Origin of the sequence: Alteromonas sp. NFXS44 (assembly GCF_040148705.1) — a bacterium.
Taxonomy (GTDB): domain Bacteria; phylum Pseudomonadota; class Gammaproteobacteria; order Enterobacterales; family Alteromonadaceae; genus Alteromonas.
On record NZ_JAGDEA010000002.1, the window covers coordinates 91,910 to 110,068 of the forward strand.

The 18,159-nt window shown below is 48.9% G+C and carries 15 protein-coding genes; 9 read left to right on the forward strand and 6 right to left on the reverse strand.

The features are described from left to right. Positions 1–9: 9 nt before the first annotated feature. From J3369_RS03615 to J3369_RS03625, 3 genes are read right to left on the reverse strand one after another with little or no spacing between them, the layout of a single operon-like run. Positions 10–948: a sensor histidine kinase gene (locus tag J3369_RS03615; protein ID WP_303573862.1), complete on the reverse strand. Its 939-nt coding sequence runs from the start codon at positions 946–948 to the stop codon at positions 10–12. Between the two features lies 1 nt (position 949). Beyond that, on the reverse strand, positions 950–1,315 hold the full coding sequence (locus J3369_RS03620; RefSeq protein WP_303573861.1) for a hypothetical protein: 366 nt from the start codon (positions 1,313–1,315) through the stop codon (positions 950–952). Between the two features lie 26 nt (positions 1,316–1,341). Next, positions 1,342–1,902 carry a response regulator gene (locus tag J3369_RS03625; RefSeq protein ID WP_119499978.1) on the reverse strand — a complete coding sequence of 187 codons (561 nt, stop codon included), beginning with the start codon at positions 1,900–1,902 and terminating at the stop codon, positions 1,342–1,344. A 360-nt stretch (positions 1,903–2,262) separates the two neighbouring features. On the opposite strand from J3369_RS03625, the gene J3369_RS03630 reads away from it, so the two are divergent. The 8 genes from J3369_RS03630 (at position 2,263) to J3369_RS03665 (ending at position 11,477) form a co-directional block, all read left to right on the forward strand. Beyond that, the gene (locus J3369_RS03630; RefSeq protein WP_349583899.1) at positions 2,263–3,966 is read left to right on the forward strand and encodes a two-component system response regulator; all 1,704 of its coding nucleotides are present in this window, start codon (positions 2,263–2,265) and stop codon (positions 3,964–3,966) included. Between the two features lie 141 nt (positions 3,967–4,107). After that, positions 4,108–6,144: an oligopeptidase A gene (prlC, locus tag J3369_RS03635; protein ID WP_349583902.1), complete on the forward strand. Its 2,037-nt coding sequence runs from the start codon at positions 4,108–4,110 to the stop codon at positions 6,142–6,144. Then, positions 6,144–6,830, forward strand: coding sequence for a DNA-3-methyladenine glycosylase I (locus J3369_RS03640; protein WP_119499981.1), 687 nt, complete (start codon positions 6,144–6,146; stop codon positions 6,828–6,830). Before prlC ends, J3369_RS03640 begins: the two co-directional genes overlap by 1 nt. A gap of 123 nt (positions 6,831–6,953) precedes the next feature. Further along, the gene (ubiE, locus tag J3369_RS03645) at positions 6,954–7,736 is read left to right on the forward strand and encodes a bifunctional demethylmenaquinone methyltransferase/2-methoxy-6-polyprenyl-1,4-benzoquinol methylase UbiE (protein WP_349583905.1); all 783 of its coding nucleotides are present in this window, start codon (positions 6,954–6,956) and stop codon (positions 7,734–7,736) included. Beyond that, positions 7,736–8,380, forward strand: coding sequence for a ubiquinone biosynthesis accessory factor UbiJ (locus J3369_RS03650; RefSeq protein ID WP_349583907.1), 645 nt, complete (start codon positions 7,736–7,738; stop codon positions 8,378–8,380). Before ubiE ends, J3369_RS03650 begins: the two co-directional genes overlap by 1 nt. Positions 8,381–8,400: 20 nt before the next feature. Further along, on the forward strand, positions 8,401–10,041 hold the full coding sequence (gene ubiB, locus J3369_RS03655; RefSeq protein ID WP_349583910.1) for a ubiquinone biosynthesis regulatory protein kinase UbiB: 1,641 nt from the start codon (positions 8,401–8,403) through the stop codon (positions 10,039–10,041). Between the two features lie 290 nt (positions 10,042–10,331). Continuing rightward, on the forward strand, positions 10,332–10,541 hold the full coding sequence (gene cspE / locus J3369_RS03660; protein ID WP_108568737.1) for a transcription antiterminator/RNA stability regulator CspE: 210 nt from the start codon (positions 10,332–10,334) through the stop codon (positions 10,539–10,541). Positions 10,542–10,799: 258 nt separating this feature from the next. After that, positions 10,800–11,477 (forward strand): hypothetical protein, encoded by a 678-nt coding sequence (locus J3369_RS03665; RefSeq protein ID WP_349583914.1) that lies wholly within the window; start codon positions 10,800–10,802, stop codon positions 11,475–11,477. 321 nt (positions 11,478–11,798) lie between these two features. Here the strand turns inward: J3369_RS03665 and J3369_RS03670 are convergent, their stop codons facing one another. From J3369_RS03670 to fadB, 3 genes are all read right to left on the reverse strand, one after another. Continuing rightward, positions 11,799–12,248 carry an MBOAT family O-acyltransferase gene (locus tag J3369_RS03670; protein WP_349583917.1) on the reverse strand — a complete coding sequence of 150 codons (450 nt, stop codon included), beginning with the start codon at positions 12,246–12,248 and terminating at the stop codon, positions 11,799–11,801. Between the two features lie 168 nt (positions 12,249–12,416). After that, complete coding sequence (fadA, locus tag J3369_RS03675) at positions 12,417–13,580, reverse strand: acetyl-CoA C-acyltransferase FadA (protein WP_349583920.1); 1,164 nt, start codon at positions 13,578–13,580, stop codon at positions 12,417–12,419. Positions 13,581–13,599: 19 nt separating this feature from the next. Then, a complete protein-coding gene (gene fadB / locus J3369_RS03680; RefSeq protein ID WP_349583924.1) occupies positions 13,600–15,750 on the reverse strand; it encodes a fatty acid oxidation complex subunit alpha FadB in 2,151 nt (716 codons plus the stop codon). A gap of 328 nt (positions 15,751–16,078) precedes the next feature. Between fadB and J3369_RS03685 the strand changes: the two genes are divergently transcribed. Further along, positions 16,079–18,109, forward strand: a complete 2,031-nt coding sequence (locus J3369_RS03685; RefSeq protein WP_349583926.1) for a transglycosylase SLT domain-containing protein — start codon at positions 16,079–16,081, stop codon at positions 18,107–18,109. Positions 18,110–18,159 lie beyond the last annotated feature (50 nt).

Sequence of the window (18,159 nt, forward strand, 5' to 3'; positions counted from 1 at the left end):
CTGCCGGCTTTAGCAGTCTGATTCCGGCTCCTGCTCATCTTCCGGGCCGGTCGTCGGCAGACTTAATGTGAAGGTGCTGCCTACTCCTTCTTTACTGGCGACTTTCAGTTCGCCGCCATGTTCTTCGGCAATGCCAAATGAAATCGATAAACCCAGTCCGGTACCTTGCCCCTCAGGCTTGGTGGTGAAAAACGGATGAAACAATTTATCGAGGTGCTCCTGTTTAATTCCGGAGCCGGAATCGGTCACGCTGATATGAACATAGTCACCTTCATGCCATGACTTAACAATAATTTGCCCTTGTTTGCCGGTAGATTCAATCGCCTGACCAGCGTTTATTAAAAGGTTAGTAAAGATTTGAGTAATTTTCCCTACATTTATATACACCTTTGGTATATCTTCGAGACGCAATTCCTGCTGACAAATATATTTCAGTTTGTTATTTACCATACTCAATGTGGTACGCATGCACTGGTTAATATCAAACCACTGCCGGTCGTCAGAGTCTATGCGGGAGAATAACCGCAGCCCGCGCACAATTTCACTGACACGCTCCAACCCTTCGGCAGACTCATCTACCAGCGCCAGAATATCTTCGCTGATAAATTCGATATCGTGTTCTTCAATGGCACTGGCCAGTTTCGATTTAATCGTGTCCTGCTCAGTGTTTTCCGGACTTGCCAGCTTAAGAACCTGCGTCATCACTTCCTGATAAGCATGAACGTAATCAGCCAGAGTGGACAAGTTGCTGGAAACAAAACCTACCGGATTATTAATCTCATGCGCAACACCGGCGGCAAGCTGACCCACTGAGGCCATCTTTTCTGCTTGTAACAATTGTCGCTGGGCATCGCGGAGATCTTTTTGCAGGCTGTCTATCAACCTGTCTTTTTGCTCCAGTTCCAGCTGCAGTTGATCTGCGCTTTTGCCATTTTCATGTTGTGTCATGTTAGCCCGCACTGCGAAAGGTAAAGAATAAGCCCGGTGGCGAAGCCGGATATCCTGTCGGAACGTCAATACGCGTCAGGGCAGGGGAGAGTAAATGTAATGCATCACAGATATGTGGTGCTTTTATCGGGTGTTTTACTTCTTTAACTACTGCCATGCTTTGCCCGGATTTTTGCCATCCATCATAAAAATAGCCGGGTATTTCCGATTTATGTAGTTTTGCAGTGTAAATCGCAGAAAAATCAGGTGTTGTGAGTTCTGTCACTGGTATATCGTCATGCTCAGATGCCAGACAGGCACATGTCATCACGACAAACAGTACCGCACTTAACACCGGGGGATGCAAAAATACAGAACGTTTCACCATTGACAGACTCCTCAGGCAAACAGGGCTTACACCGTCATAAATTTATCTAACAGTTCTGTCAGATCATGATTAGAAAAAGGCTTGGACAGTACCGCGTCAGCACCAAGATCCAGTGCCCGTTCAAGGCTGTTGTCGTCGAGGGCAGAAATGACAATGATTTTCAGACGCTTGTATCTTGCCTGCTCACGGGTAAATTGAATTACACTGTAGCCGTCCATACCCGGCATGCTTAAATCCAGTGTCATCAGTCTCGGATTGTGCTGGCTGAGCATGACACCTGCCTGAAAACCGCCGGTGGCGATCATAGTGTCGTAGCCCGCACGCCTCGCTACACGTTGGATTGACTTTGCTACAGGCAATTCGTCGTCTACAATCAAAATGCCCGGGGTTGCTTCTCCCTGCAATTGTGAGGGAACAGGCATATTGTGATGTTCGAGAAATTCAATAAAGTCGTCTACCAATACACGATTGTTACCCCGGCCGGGTAACTTAAAACCCTTGAGTTTTCCGCTTTCAATCCAGCGGATGACGGTTCGGAGATTCACATCGCAGTATGACGCGATTTCGCCAGACGTTAACGTCTTCATAAAGTATTGCTCCGCAAGATGCTCAAATAATAACCTTTGTATTTATAGCACTGAAAATTTAAAGTGACAATAAAGACTAAAGTATAGTAAATGACATTTGTGACAATTGAAGTGTTTGTTAAAATTTTAAGTTTCTGATTTTTAATATTTTTGTATTTTTAGCGTTAGTGAAAACTTACTTCTGTGTAATTATTATACCAATTTATAAGTGTGTACTTATACAAGATACGGTAAAAAGGAATGGTATCGTATAATTAAAGGTAGAAGCGGCACTGCCACGTGTCTGCGTTTTGCTTTAAACACACGGGTACATGCAATGCGTGTACTCCGGGTCTCCGGCCCCCGGTAATGAGGTATTTCATGTCTGGTTCTAATGCTGCTGTAACGAGGTTGAACAAACTGGAGCTGCTAATTGTTGATGATGAACCTGCGGTGTTGAGTTCAATCAAACGGGCTATCCGCCCCTCAGGTTATGTCGTTCACACGGCTCAAAACGGCAAGGAAGCCATGAAGGTACTGGCGAACAATAATATCGCCGTGGTGCTCACAGATCACAGAATGCCCGGTATGACCGGTGCGGAGTTACTGAAATATATCAATCAGTTTTATCCGCAAACCATCACGCTGATGCTGAGCGGAGAAAGCAATTTTGATATGGCGGTGGGGTTGCTGAACAACGGACTGGCGAATAAATATCTTACCAAGCCATGGAATGCCGGACAGCTCATCAACGAAATCGATCAGGCATTTGAGTATTTTAAGGGGCGCCGGAATCATGGCTGGCAACGACGGATCGCAGAACTCACCCGTCAGGTAGATGATGCCGGTGAGCCTCAGACAGCGCCCAATGTGGTCAGTATTGATGCCAACGCTGCGCTTATCGCGGTGAAGCTGGTGAATATGGATGACGTTTCCTACAGCCATGGTGAAGATACTATGGCTGCGCTGGTCAGTGAGGTCGGGCAGCTTATTGAAGATGCTGTTGACGGCAACGGTCATGTACGTTGTGATGAATTTGGATTGTTCTCCTTTCAGATGCGCGAAACCAATGAAGAAGAACTTGAGTCCTGGTGTGCTATGTTGCGCCGGAAGCTGCAGCGTACATACAGCATTGATAAACGGGCGGTGTATTGCCAGGTGGGCGTTGGCTTCCGGGTACTCGGGAAATCGCCGGTAGATTACAACACACTGATAAAGAACCTTGAGCTTACCATTTTACGGGAGATGCACTCCAGCCACGTGTCCAATCTCGACGATGGCACCATCGAGCGTTACCAGCGTCAGCAATTTATTCGCGCTGATGTGCAGAATGGTCTCGACAATAATCAGTTTAAACTGGCTTTTCAGCCAAAAGTAACATTGAAAAACGGGCTGGTGGAAGGTGCTGAAGTGTTGCTGCGCTGGCAGCATCATCATCTTGGCTGGGTGCCGCCTGCAGAGTTTGTCCGCCTGGCTGAGCTCGACGGTCAGATTGAAGCCATTGGCGAGTGGGTGTTGCGCCAGAGTGTACGCAGTGCCTCTGAATTGATGCGTTTCAGCCCTGATATCAAGCGTATTTCCATGAACGTGTCGGCCAAACAGCTGCAAAACCACCGGATCGTCCAAATCTTAAAAGATGAAATTGAGCGATATTCGGTGGACCCTGCATGCCTGGAACTGGAAATTACGGAAACCGCTGTTGCTACCAACTGTGATTATGTAAATGGCCTGCTCTGGCAATTAAAGTTGCTGGGAGTCAAAATCGCCATCGATGATTTTGGTGCCGGTTTTACTTCTATGTCGTACCTCGCGAAGCTGCCTGTGGACGTACTGAAGTTAGACAAATCGCTGGTGGACAACATCGATTACGAGGTCAATAAGCGGGAACTGGTGAAAAGCCTCATTGAAACCTGTCAGCGTCTGAGTATCGAGACCATCGCAGAAGGAGTTGAAACTGAGCAGGTGCTCCGGATCCTGCAAACTATCGGGTGCGACCAGGTGCAGGGCTTTTACTTCAGTAAGGCAGTACCGAGAAATGAACTGGAAAAAGTGGTGATTACCCAACCATTTGTGTCAATGATGTAACTGCGCTTGTTTTTATGTTGTGTGATCCCAACATCTGAGTAAATGTTACTAAGTGAAGCAGGCAGTCTGTGCGGTTGCCTGCTGTGACACTTAGCCACCATAATCAAAGTCACATGACATCAGATAACAAGCGAGATCATTATGACTACCCCTGCTATTGAGCAAGTTGACGGGCTGCCGCTTTTTTCCGGTATCGTTCCGCAAGATATTAAGCCGGCGATTGAAAAAGCCATCGAACATTGTAAAGCCACCATCGACGAAGTGGTGGAAAGTAACGATTTTAGCTATGCCAACGTGGTGGCAAAAATTGAAGAGGCTGATGACCGCCTGGGGAAAATGTGGTCACCGGTCTCCCACATGAACTCTGTGGTCAGCAGTGATGAACTGCGGGAAGCCCACGATGCCTGTTTGCCTTTGTTGTCTGAATACGGCACCTGGGTTGGTCAGCACGAAGGCCTGTTTAATGCCTATAAATCTCTTAAAGAAAGTGACGAATTTGCCGGCCTCGATGAACAGCGTAAGAAACTGATTGATAATACCATCCGTGACTTTACCTTATCCGGTGTCGCCCTGCCGCCTGAAGAGAAAAAACGCTTCGCTGCCATTCAGGCCCGCTTAAGCGAGCTGTCTTCTACGTTCAGTAACAATGTGATGGACGCCACCATGGGCTGGTCGAAACATGTTACGGACGAGTCAGAACTGGCGGGCTTACCTGAATCCGCACTTGCTGCGGCAGAGCAGGCAGCCCATCAGAAAGATCTGCAGGGCTGGTTGTTCACACTGGATATACCCTCTTACCTGCCTGTCATGATGTATGCCGACAATGCTGCCCTGCGGGAAGAAATGTACCGCGCCTATACGACCCGTGCGTCAGAGCAGGGGCCAAATGGTGGCCAGTGGGATAACACAGCCATCATTCAGGAGACTCTGTCCCTGCGTACTGAAATTGCAAAACTGCTCGGGTTCAGCAGCTATGCGGAGCGGTCTCTGGCAACAAAAATGGCCCAATCTACCGATCAGGTAAAAGGATTTCTGGAAGATCTCGCGGCAAAATCACGTCCGCAGGCACAGGAAGAACTGGAGGAAGTCAAAGCGTTTGCTGAATCCGGTTTCGGAATTACGTCACTGAACGCCTGGGATTTACCTTACTACAGTGAAAAACTGAAGCAGGAAAAATACACCATTTCTGATGAAATGCTGCGCCCTTATTTCCCCGAAGACAAAGTGTTGCATGGTCTGTTCCGCGTTGTGCATCAGCTCTACGGTTTGACGATTGTTGAGCAGCCGGGAATCGATGTATGGCACGACGATGTACGCTACTTCACGATTACTGATGACGCGGATGTGATGCGGGGCAGTTTCTACCTTGATTTATATGCACGTGCTAAAAAGCGTGGCGGCGCATGGATGGATGAATGTCGTGTACGCCGTTACAGAGAGGATGGGGAGCTGCAATTACCGGTCGCGTATCTGACCTGTAATTTTAATGGCCCTGTGGGCGGCAAGCCGGCATTGTTCACCCATGACGAAGTGGTTACCTTATTCCACGAATTTGGTCACGGCATACATCATATGCTGACTAAAATGTCTGTAGCCGGGGTTTCCGGTATCAATGGCGTGCCCTGGGATGCCGTAGAGCTGCCAAGCCAGTTCCTTGAAAACTGGTGCTGGGAAGAAGATGCGTTAACCTTTATTTCCGGTCACTATGAAACCGGCGAGCCGTTACCTGATGAACTTCTGGATAAAATGCTGGCAGCCAGAGATTACCATTCTGCCATGCAAATGGTGCGTCAGCTGGAATTCAGTTTATTTGATTTCAAAATCCATCAGCAGGATGGTGCGAATGTGGATGTTCAGGGGGTACTCGACAGCGTGCGCGGGCAGGTTGCCGTGGTCACACCGCCTTCATTCAATCGTTTCCAGCACAGCTTCGGTCATATATTTGCCGGCGGCTACGCAGCAGGTTATTACAGCTATAAGTGGGCTGAAGTACTGTCTGCTGACGCATTCAGCAAGTTCGAAGAAGACGGTATCTTTAACCGTGATACAGGCAAAGCATTTTTAGAGAACATCCTTGAGATGGGCGGCAGTAAAGAGCCCATGGAACTTTTCGTTGCGTTCCGGGGCCGTGAGCCTCAGGTAGATGCATTGCTTCGTCACTCGGGGATCAGAACCTGATGGCTGCCGAACCGTTTTCAGAAATTCAAAAACGGGCGGCACAGAGAAAGGGCGGCGCTGCCGCCCTTTCTCATTTAGTCAGTCAGCCTTTATCAGTAAAAGATGTAGCAGCTATTCCTGATGACCGTTTCTTAGCGGCAATGACAAAAAAAGTGTTTCAGTCCGGATTCGTGTGGCGGGTTATCGAAGCCAAATGGCCGGATTTTGAAACCGTTTTCTTTGGCTTTGATATTGAGAAAGTGTTGCTTATGCCCGATGAAATGCTTGAGCAGAAAGCCACTGACAAACGCATTGTGCGCAATTACAAAAAAGTCATGACCGTACGTGACAATGCCATGATGATTCAGGACATAAAACATGATCATGGTAGTTTCGGTGAATTTGTTGCCGGCTTCGGCCCTGAACGTATTACTGAGCTCTGGTTGTATCTGAAAAAGCACGGCGCCCGGCTGGGCGGCAATACCGGACCTTACACGTTACGTGCGCTGGGCGTCGATACCTTTTTGTTTTCCCGTGATGTGGAAGATTACCTGCGCAAGCACGAAATCATCGACGGTTCACTGACCAGCCAGAAGTCGTTGAAAGCTGCCAATGCCTGTTTTGCTCAATGGCAGCAGGAAAGCGGGTTGTCGCTACAGGAAATCAGCCAGACATTGTCACTAAGCTGGGGACCCAACGGAAATTAATGTTCACCGTCAGGAGAACACTGCAAAGTTTAATCTAAATAAGCGTAGCAGCGGCAAACCACTGTCGTTCGTTACCGCTTTTGGGTACACTTCTTCACACTGAAATTTAAAGACAGGACAGCCATGAGCGATAATACGGCGAGCCGGGCAGATACCGCTGCGGAAACATCCACTACCCATTTTGGCTATAAGCAGGTTGATAAAACACAGAAGGCATCGTTAGTTGCCAATGTTTTCGATTCTGTGGCCGCTAAATACGACGTGATGAATGATTTAATGTCGTTAGGTATTCACCGTTTGTGGAAGCGCCACGCTATTGACTGTTCAGGCGTCCGCACAGGGCATAAAGTGCTGGATATCGCCGGTGGTACCGGTGATTTGACAGCAAAGTTTTCACGACTTGTAGGCCCTGCAGGTCAGGTCACTCTGGCAGATATTAACCTGTCCATGCTGAAAGTTGGCCGTGACAAATTGCGTGACCGGGGTCTGGTTAATAATATCGATTACGTGCAGGCCGACGCCGAAGCATTGCCGTTTCCTGATAACACCTTTGATGTGGTTACCATGGCATTCGGTTTACGTAACGTGACAGAAAAACAGAACGCCCTGAATTCCATTAACCGCGTGTTAAAACCGGGCGGCCGGTTACTGGTGCTTGAGTTTTCTAAGCCCACCACAGAGCAGCTCAGCAAACTGTACGATATGTACTCTTTTCACATTCTTCCTAAAATGGGTCAACTGGTGGCCAATGATGCAGAAAGCTATCAGTATCTGGCAGAAAGTATCCGCATGCACCCGGATCAGGAGACATTGAAGGGCATGTTTGAACAGGCGGGTTTCGAACAGTGTGACTATCAGAATCTGACGGGCGGCATCGTGGCTTTACATCGGGGATTCAAGTTTTAATGCCTGCCATTGCGCTGGTTACGGCCGCTGTTGAAACGGCTCTTAACCGCCTGCTGACGCTGGATAAGCACGCTGCAGAACGCTTAAAGCCTCTGAACGGTAAGCGGCTTACCGTATTCGTTACCGGCACGCCGGTAGCGTTGTCACTGGTGTTCTCCCATCGCATCGATGTGCTTGGTGAAAACGGTACATTTGATGATGTGGTCGCGCAACTGGATAAGCATACCTGTTGCGTCCGGGCCGGATTGGATGTGTTACCGGAGCTGAAACAAAGCAGCAAAATTACCAGCCTTATTCAGGCCGGCAAATTGTCGGTTGAGGGCGAACTTAATATTGCCCAGCAGGCCAGTGCTTTGTTTCAGCAACTGAACATCGACTGGGAGGAAATCGCCTCAGGGTACGTGGGTGATGTGCCGGCACATTCGGCTTTTGCGTTATTAACGAAAGCCCGGCAATCTGCCACGCAATTTTTAAACAATGCGAAAGCCGGCCTCAGTAATGCTCTGACCGAAGAGAAAGATATCGCTGTGTCCCGTATAGCGGTTGCCTGGTATGCTGATCAGGTCTCGGAACTCAGAGACGATGTGGCCCGTTTTGAAGCCCGGCTGTCAAAACTGGAACAAAACCCTCCTTCTAACGGATAAAGCCTGAACCGGATTTTTTCATGCGTATTGGTCGTCTGTATTTCATCAATAAAATTCTGCTGCAACATGGTCTTGATGAGCTAATTCCATCCCGCTGGTTACCCTGGTATGCCCGCCTGGCGCGGAAACTGATTTTCTGGATCAGCAATGAACATAAAGATAAATCTGCCGGCGAACGGATAACCCTGGCATTGCAGGCGCTGGGGCCGGTGTTTATCAAGTTCGGTCAGATGTTATCTACGCGGCGGGATCTGCTGCCACCGGCAATCGCCAATGAGCTGGCCAGGTTACAGGACAAAGTGGCGCCCTTTTCCAGCGACGCCGCCACAGCTATCGTGCTGAAAAGTTTGAATATACCCGGGCTGGACCTGGTGTTCAGTCAGTTCGATGAGCAACCTCTTGCATCAGCTTCTATTGCCCAGGTTCATGCCGCGGTATTAAAAGAGAATGGTCAGCATGTGGTGGTAAAAGTACTGCGGCCGGGGATCCGCAAAACTATCGACGCAGATATGGAACTGCTGTATACCCTGGCCGGCGTACTGCAGAAGTGGCTGCCTGATGGCAAGCGCTTGCGTCCGGTGGAGGTTGTTACCGAGTACCAGAAAACCCTTGTGGACGAACTGGATCTGATGCGTGAGTCGGCGAACGGCATACAGTTGCGCAGAAATTTTGAAGGTTCACAGAGCCTCTACGTTCCGGAAATGTACGGTGATTATTGCCGTCATGACGTGCTTGTCATGGAGCGTATATATGGTATTCCCATTTCCAATATTGAAGCCCTGCTGGCGCAAAATACCAATATGAAAAAGCTGGCAGAACGTGGTGTTGAAGTGTTTTTCACCCAGGTGTTCCGTGACAGCTTCTTCCATGCCGATATGCACCCCGGCAACATTTTTGTCTCTGCAGAGAACCCTGAAAATCCGCAGTATATTGCCATCGATTTTGGCATTGTGGGTACGCTTAACAGAGAAGATAAGCGTTACCTGGCGGAAAACTTTATTGCCTTTTTTAACCGGGATTACCGCAAGGTGGCGCAACTTCATGCCGATTCCGGCTGGGTACCTGCCGATACTAATATCGATGAATTTGAAATGGCAATCCGGACGGTGTGCGAGCCTATTTTCCAGAAGCCGCTGGCAGAGATTTCTTTCGGCAACGTTCTGCTTCAGCTGTTTAATACGGCCAGGCGTTTCAATATGGTGGTGCAGCCTCAGCTTGTTTTGCTGCAAAAAACGTTACTTTATATCGAAGGGTTAGGGCGGCAACTCTATCCGCAACTGGATTTGTGGCAAACGGCAAAACCGTTTCTCGAAAACTGGATGAAAGAACAAATTGGTGTCCGTGCCATGTTATCCAAGGTAAAAGATAACCTGCCTTTCTGGTCCGAGAAATTGCCGGAGATGCCTGATCTGCTCTATGACAGCTTAAGGCAGGTAAAAACCATGCCTGTGCAAATAGCCAGAAATCATCAGGAGCTGGCACGTTTGCAACTGGAAACAGCCAAGGCCAATCATTGGGTGGTGGTCGGGTCCACGTTTATCATTGTGGCGGCCATTCTGCCTGTATATGTTCACCACTGGTCATTCGCTGCACTGAGCGGTGTGGTGGGGCTGGGATGCTGGATTCAGGGCTGGCGTCACAGTCACCCTAAGTCTTCGTAAGTAAGGGAATCTGACACTCCGGTTACGAAATTGTGATAATTTTCTGTTAGCGGTGAATTTTTGTATCATTTTTCCCGCCAACTGTTATAGTGGTTTTAGGCTGTTTTAGCCTAAGGTCTTTTTAAGACGAGATTATTTTTGTTTCTACCATGATGTTTTGAACGCTCTGGTTACACCTGTAATTGTTGTAAGTTGTTTGTCCATCCCATGTAAGACCCAAATATCCCGTTGCAATGAGGCCACGAGTAAAGCGCCTTTGGCGCAGTTTTATTGATAGTTTTGAGGTCTACATGTCTAAAGTTACAGGCACCGTTAAATGGTTTAACGCAGATAAAGGTTATGGATTCCTGACTCAGGATAGCGGCGACAAAGATGTATTCGTACATTTCCGTGCTATCGTTTCTGAAGGGTACAAAACCCTGAACGAAGGTCAGCGAGTTGAGTTTGAAGTTGAGCAAGGTCAAAAAGGCCTGCAAGCTGCCAACGTCAACGCTATCTGATTTCAAAAAAACGGTGACATCTGTCACCGTTTTTTATTTCCCCCACCGTTTATCATCAGCGATTGTCATCGCGTCTTATTGCAGTTGCAATTTTCTCTCTTTCCGCTTTTATTGAATTGTTACACTTAGTTATTAGCATCACCGGCAAGGTTACATTATGTTACTGTTTGAACCGTTGTTATTTGCTTTTATTCTGTGTATCACGCTTATGGACCACCGCGTGATTTAACGTGCCGGTATTCTTTTCAAGGAGCATTCATGTCGTATCCGTTTAAGCGACTTTTTCTTTTATTCATTTTAAGTACAACGTTATCCGGAGTTGCGCATGCCCAACAAAATGTAGTGGCTACTTTGCTGGGTAAACCAGTGACAGAGCGCTCTGTATCGCCCACAGAGAAGCAGCTCAATGCACTGGCTAAAACTATGAACGTGTCCAGAGAAATGGCCGTAGCGCAATTTCAGCAGGCCAGACTCACCGAAATCATTGTGGATGGTGTGTTAAAGGATTATGCCGAATCTAAAGGTATCGAACCGGACGCTGAACTGGTGGCACGTTTCGTTGAAGTGTTTGAAGACAGTCTGGATACCGCTACCCCTCCGCCAGAACCCGAGACGGAAGAAGATAAAGAGCTGGCATCAGCATTTACTCCGCCACCAAAACGTAGTGTGCAGGAGATTGCTTCAGAACAGGTTAAACACTGGCAAGTTGAAAAGGCGATGTTCGAGGAGTTTGGCGGTGCAGTTGTCTTTCGCTCCAACACCCCTCAATATCCGGTAGGCGCCTACAATAAGTTATTGAAAAAGTACGAGAAAGAAGGAAAGCTGACAATCAATGCAGCAGAATTCTCCGGGGTTTTCTGGCGTAGCTTCGCTCCCCCTTACACTGCAGAAATTGATCCTCAGTATGTGGATTTCAGCCACCCCTGGTGGTATTGAAATCGTCATCAGATTACAGCACGGTGATTAAATTCCCGTGCTAAACGCTTTCAGTTTTATCCGGCACGTTTGCGGGGAAACAGACCCGTCCAGAAAACGCCTTCTAACACGAAGCCAAGTACAACAAAAAGAAATGCACCGGTTTGATGTCCAGCGCTGTACGCAGTAAGTGCTGCTGTCAGCAACAAGAAAAGTCCAAGACACCTGAAAATCACTTTCATTTTATTCCCTGCAACGGTTAATTGCTGAACTTTCAATATAGCAGAGTGTGGCAGGGATCTGTACACCCCGGCATGTTTAATTGTACGGCCCTGAGCTGTGTTAATTAAATGCGCCTTCCATGAGGTACGTAAGACATAAACTGGCAGCAATAACTGACAGGTTTATAGCTGCTCTGAAACTCCGGGCAAAGTGCCTGTAGGTGATATCAAGTTTACTGCTGGTTATCACGATGAGTCCCATCAGGCCAAACCAGGGGGTGAAAAAGAACACCGCTTTCCATTTGACCACACTGACGGCTAAATCGTGCAGGGCGCCACTAACGAGAAATGTGAACAGGACAGCAATTGAGTAGGGCAGAACGTTGCTGAGGGGTCTCATTACATTGCGGGATAAATAGTAGCTCCAGACCGGATTCCAGTATTGCCAGAACTGAGGAAAAGAGCCTGCGCCTAAAGAACGTGAGAGCATATTCCTCATAGAATGACTTGCTCCCAGAGGCACTCCGGTTCGTTTTTTTACATATCGGGACAGCGTCAAAGAGCGCTTCATATCAATTTAATATCCCTTAATGCCGGTTTTATGTTTGATTAGACCATTGATTGATAATTAATGCGACACGATTTCCTGCAAGTCAGGTTATTGAGTTATAGTCGTTATTTTTGAGCGGGCATTAAAAAAGGGCCCGCAGGCCCTTTCTTCATAGTAATCTATAAAAGATTAAACACGTTCGAAGACGGTAGCAATACCCTGACCTAAGCCAATGCACATGGTGGCGAGGCCCAGAGTTTTATCTTTCGCTTCCATCAGGTTCAGCAAGGTGGTGCTGATACGTGAGCCTGAACAACCCAGCGGATGACCAAGTGCGATGGCACCGCCGTTCAGGTTGACGTGGTCATCGTATTTTTCCAGCCAGCCCAGTTGTTTGATACACGACAATGCCTGTGCAGCGAAAGCTTCGTTGAACTCGGCAATTTCAATGTCTTCCATACTCAGACCCGCCCGCTGCAGCGCCTTTTTAGTGGCTGGTACAGGGCCGTAACCCATGATTGCAGCGTCACAACCTGCCACCGCCATTGAGCGGATTTTCGCCCGTGGCGTTAACCCCAATGCTTCCGCTTTGTCAGCAGACATAACGAGCATGGCTGATGCGCCATCTGAAATAGCTGAAGCGGTACCGGCGGTGACGGTACCGTTTACCGGATCAAAAACGGGGCGTAAGCCGGATAAGGTTTCGACGGTCGTTTCGGGACGAATGACTTCGTCATAATCAACCATCGTCAGCACGCCGTCTGCATCATGGCCTTCAACGGGTACAATTTCATTTGCCCAGCGACCCTCAAGGTGGGCCTGATGAGCCAGCTGGTGCGAGCGGGCGCCGAAGGCATCCTGCATCTCACGGCTAATGCCGTTTTGACGACCGAGCAGTTCGGCAGTCATACCCATATTCCCCGATGCTTTGGCGGTATATTTAGCAAGAGCAGGGTGGAAATCGACGTTGAAGGTCATGGGAACGTGACCCATGTGCTCAACGCCGCCTATCATGTATACATCACCGCGACCGCTCATAATGCCGCTGGTGGCATCATGCAGGGCTTGCATAGAAGATCCGCACAAACGGTTCACCGTCACTGCCGCTGTGGAGCGGGGAACGTCAGTCAGCAACTGCGCATTTCGGGCAACGTTAAAACCCTGCTCTTTAGTTTGCTGTACACAACCCCAGATAATATCTTCAATCTCAGCAGGATCGAGGTTCGGGTTTCTTTTCAGTAATGCGGTCATCAGGTGGGCAGATAAAGTCTCTGCACGGACATTTCTGAATACGCCACCTTTGGAACGGCCCATAGGTGTGCGAATCGCATCAACAATTACTACATCTTTCATATTCTTCTCCCTGGTTCCGTTACGCGAAATAAGACTTACCGTCAGCGGCCATCTGGCGCACGCCGTCGGAAATCTGATAGATCGGACCTAAGTGGGCATATTTGTCTGCCAGAGCAACAAACTGCTCAAGGCCCAGTGTTTCGATATAACGGAAAATTCCGCCACGGAAAGGAGGGAATCCCAGTCCGTAAAGCAGCGCCATATCGGCTTCTGCAGCACTGGCAACAATGCCTTCTTCCAGACAACGGATAGCCTCGTTTGCCATAGGAATCATCAGGCGGGCAATGATTTCTTCTTTATCAAAGGCTTTTGTTTCAGCAGTGTTTGCGTTGATCAGGCTGTAAGCCTCTTCTGCGGCTTCTTTACCCGGGCGTCCCCGTTTGTCAGTACCGAAGTTATAAAAACCTTTGCCGTTTTTCTGACCCAGGCGTTTCGCTTCGTACAGCAAAGTGACCGGATCATTCTCAAGTTTCGCCATGCGCTCCGGAATACCTTCAGCCATAACACCCGCAGCGTGATCGGCGGTATCCATACCTACCACATCCAGCAGGTAAGCAGGCCCCATTGGCCAGCCGAAGTCTTTCTCCATGACCTTGTCAACCGCAACAAAATCGGCACCGTCGAGTACCAGTTTGCTGAAGCCGGCAAAGTAAGGGAACAACACACGGTTCACTAAAAAGCCGGGGCAATCATTGACCACAATGGGGGTTTTGCCCATTTTCAGCGTGGTAGCAACGACGGCATTAATTGTGTCGTCAGTGGTTTTCTCACCACGGATGATCTCTACCAGCGGCATGCGATGCACAGGGTTAAAGAAATGCATGCCACAGAAGCGCTCTGGTTTGTCGAGGTTTTCAGCCAGCTGGTTAATGGAAATGGTGGATGTGTTTGAACATATAATGGCGTCATCTGCCACCACACCTTCCACTTCTTTCAATACGATGCCTTTTACTTTCGGATTTTCGACAACTGCTTCGATGACAACGTCTGCATCTTTCAGCGTGCTGTATTCAAGAGTCGGGGTAATGGCATTTAACGTGGCTGCCATTTTCTTCGCGTCGACTTTGCCGCGCTCCATGCCTTTATTCAGAATTTTGGCGGCTTCACTCAAGCCTAAATCAAGCGCCGGAGTGTTGATGTCTTTCATCACTACCGGTAAGCCTTTGGATGCGCTCTGATAAGCGATTCCACCGCCCATGATGCCGGCGCCGAGAACCGCATTAAGTTTGACTTCTTTGGTGGCGGCTTTGGCCATTTTTTTGCCTTTGCCTTTCACCAGCTGGTCAGCCAGGAAAATACCGATTTGAGCTTGTGCCGCGTCGGTTTTAGCCAGTTTAACAAAGCCCTGGTTTTCCAGTTTCAACGCGCCGTCGCGATCCAGGCCGGCTGCATTTTTAACGGTCTCTACCATCATGTGGGGAGCCGGATAATGTTTACCTGCTTTGGCTGCCACAAATGCCTGCGCCGTGGAAAAACTCATCATTGCTTCATTTTGATTCAGTTTTAACGGTGCTTTTTTATTTGCACGGCGGGTTTCCCAGTCCAGCTTGCCGGCAGCGGCGTTGCTTACCATTGTGGTAGCAGCATCAAGTAGCTTCTCCGGTGCCACGACTGCGTCTACCGCACCTTCATCAAGTGCTTGCTGGCCTTTTCTGTCTTTACCGGTGGTCATCCATTCCAGAGCATTATCGGAACCAATCAGGCGGGGGAGGCGAACGGTACCACCAAAGCCGGGCATCAGGCCCAGTTTGACTTCCGGCAGGCCAATAGAAGCGGTAGTGTCAACAACGCGGAAATCACAAGCCAGTGCCATCTCACAGCCACCGCCCAGCGCGAAGCCATTTACCGCTGCGATGGTGGGGAAGGGAAGATCTTCAAAGCGATCGAATACCTGTGATGTTTTAGCTACCCACGCAAGCACTTCTTCTTCCGGTTGCTCAAACATAGCCGTAAATTCGGTGATATCAGCACCCACGATGAAAGCCGGTTTTCCACTTCTTACTACTGCACCTTTAATGCCACCATGAGCAGCCATAGCCGCAGTGGCTTCATCCAGTTCAGCTACCGTCTGGCGGTCAAATTTGTTGACTGAACCTTGTGCATCAAAAACCAGTTCAGCAATACCATCATCTGACAACGTAACGGTCAGACTCTTGCCTTCGTATATCATTCTCGTCTCCTTCGGCAATGGCGAGGATGTCAGAAATGAGGAACCGGAACTGCAAGCCGGTGTCTTACTCTGACGTGTTAGGGTGGCTTGATTGTGACAATGCCACGGAAAATTTCAATAAAAATTCAAACAAGTGTTTACATTTTTTTCCTAAATGGCGATTGACCAGCAAAAAATCAAGCTCGAATTCACATCACAAGGTTGTATAATGGTAAGGAAATCGGGTGTTCGCCAGCGCTATTTTAAATTTTCGGGTTGTTTTGTTTTTTACCCCTTATTTTCTGGTAACGCCCCTGTCATTCACTCGTTTTTGGATGGATGGTTTTGAATGCAAGTATCTTCGGCTGCTTCCGTGAAGCGCATTCCGGTGTCTTTTCTTGTTGCCAGTTTCTGGCTGGGTGTGATGAGTTTTGCAGGTATTGTGCAAGCTCAGCCAACGCCTTCTTCTCCCGAATCAGAGCTAAAGCGGGCACAGTTTACTGAGCTCGAAAAACAGCTTGGCCGCGCCAGCCGGAAAAAAGTGGCTGCGCTGGAAGACGATGTTGCCGCATTAAAAGACTATCCCCTTTATCCTTATCTGTTGCGGCAGCAAATCGATCAGCGGATGGATATGGCTCACCGTGAAGACATAGAATCTTTCCTGCTGAATTATCACAACCAGCCTTTTACCTATGGCTTACGTGGCCGCTGGCTCCGTTACCTGGCTACTCATGGTGAAAAGAAAGCGTTTCTTGCTAACTATCGCGATGGCATGGGGGCAACCATTACGTGTCAGTATCTGCAATATCAGCTGGAAGACGCGGGCCAGCCTGAATACTGGTTAGAAAAAGTTGAGCCCATCTGGCTGGCAGGCCGCTCTCAACCGGACGAATGTGACCCTGTATTTAAAAAATGGCAGCAGGCCGGCATGATGACTGGTGACATGGTGTTAGGTCGAATTGAAAAAGCAGCGTTGTCCGGTAACCCGAAGCTTATTCCTTACCTGAAGCGAAAACTTCCTGCAAAAGAACAATATCTGGCTGATTTATGGCAGCGCATCCGAACTTCATCATCGCTGGTACTGAAGAAGTCACAGTTTCCGCTGAAGAATAAAGAAACAGAAGGAAAAATTCTTGCTTACGGGTTGGAAAAGCTTGCCTGGCGGGATGCCGGTGATGCGATTAAAGCCTGGTACCTCTGGCAGCCGGCGGATGTGTTCACGCAACAGCAGCAACTGGATGTGACCAGGGCAATTGCTTTGAGTCTTGCCATTGACGACAAACCGGAAGCAGATGAATGGTTAAAGCGGGCTGATGTCAGTGGTGCTGCAGATGACGTAAAGCGCTGGCACATGTCTTATCTGCTGCGTCATGAGAAATGGCAGGACGTGCTGGATCTAATCGCTGCAGCTCCGGAATATGTGCAGCAGGATGAAGCCTATCGCTACTGGCAGGCCCGCAGTCTCGAGGCGATGGGGTTACCGGAGCAGGCCGGTATCCGTTACCGTGAACTGGCTCAGGAACGGAACTATTACGGTTTTATGGCCAGCGCCAGAGTCAATGAGAAGCCTTCGCTGAAACACATCGCTACGCCCCGCAGTGACGAAAATATGCAGATGATTGCTGAGCGTCCGGCGGCAAAGCGGGCGCAGGAATTTCTCGCTCTTGGCCGCTTAATTGATGCCAGACGTGAGTGGCGTTATCTGGTGAACTCACTGGATACTTCGCAAGTGAAGGACGCGGCATTACTGGCCAGTGAGTGGGGGTGGTTTGACCAGGCAATCATCAGTTTTACTCAAAGCGGCTTTCTGGATGACGTAGAGAAGCGCTTCCCTATGGCCTATGCCGAACAGTTTGATGATGTCGGACGGGCCTACGATATCCAGCCTGCATTTGCCATGGCGATTGCCCGCCGGGAAAGCTCGTTTATGGTCGATGCTGTGTCTCCTGCCGGTGCCCGTGGCCTGATGCAGTTAATGCCGGGCACTGCGGGATACGTTGCCGAAAAAAGAGTATCCACAGATGAATTGTTTGATGCAGGTCAGAATGTTCAGTTTGGTGTGCAGTACCTGCGTTATCTGATGGACAAAATGGGCGATAACCCGGTACTGGTTTCGGCGTCGTATAATGCCGGGTGGCGGCGGGTTATGGAATGGTTGCCTGCCGGCGGGAACGTAGAAACGGATATCTGGATTGAAACGATTCCGTATAAAGAAACCCGCAGTTACGTAAAAGCGGTGATGGCATACCGTTATATTTATGAACATCAGTTGGGTCAGTCTTCAGGGCTGTTTGAGCAACTGGCAAAATCTGCTATTCCGCCGGCTACCGACCTTTCCTCTCCCGGAGGAAGGGCAGGCGGCACTTACGCACCCAAATAAGGCCGGTGGCATACCGCCGGTCTTTTACATATTAAAACAATTAACGACAG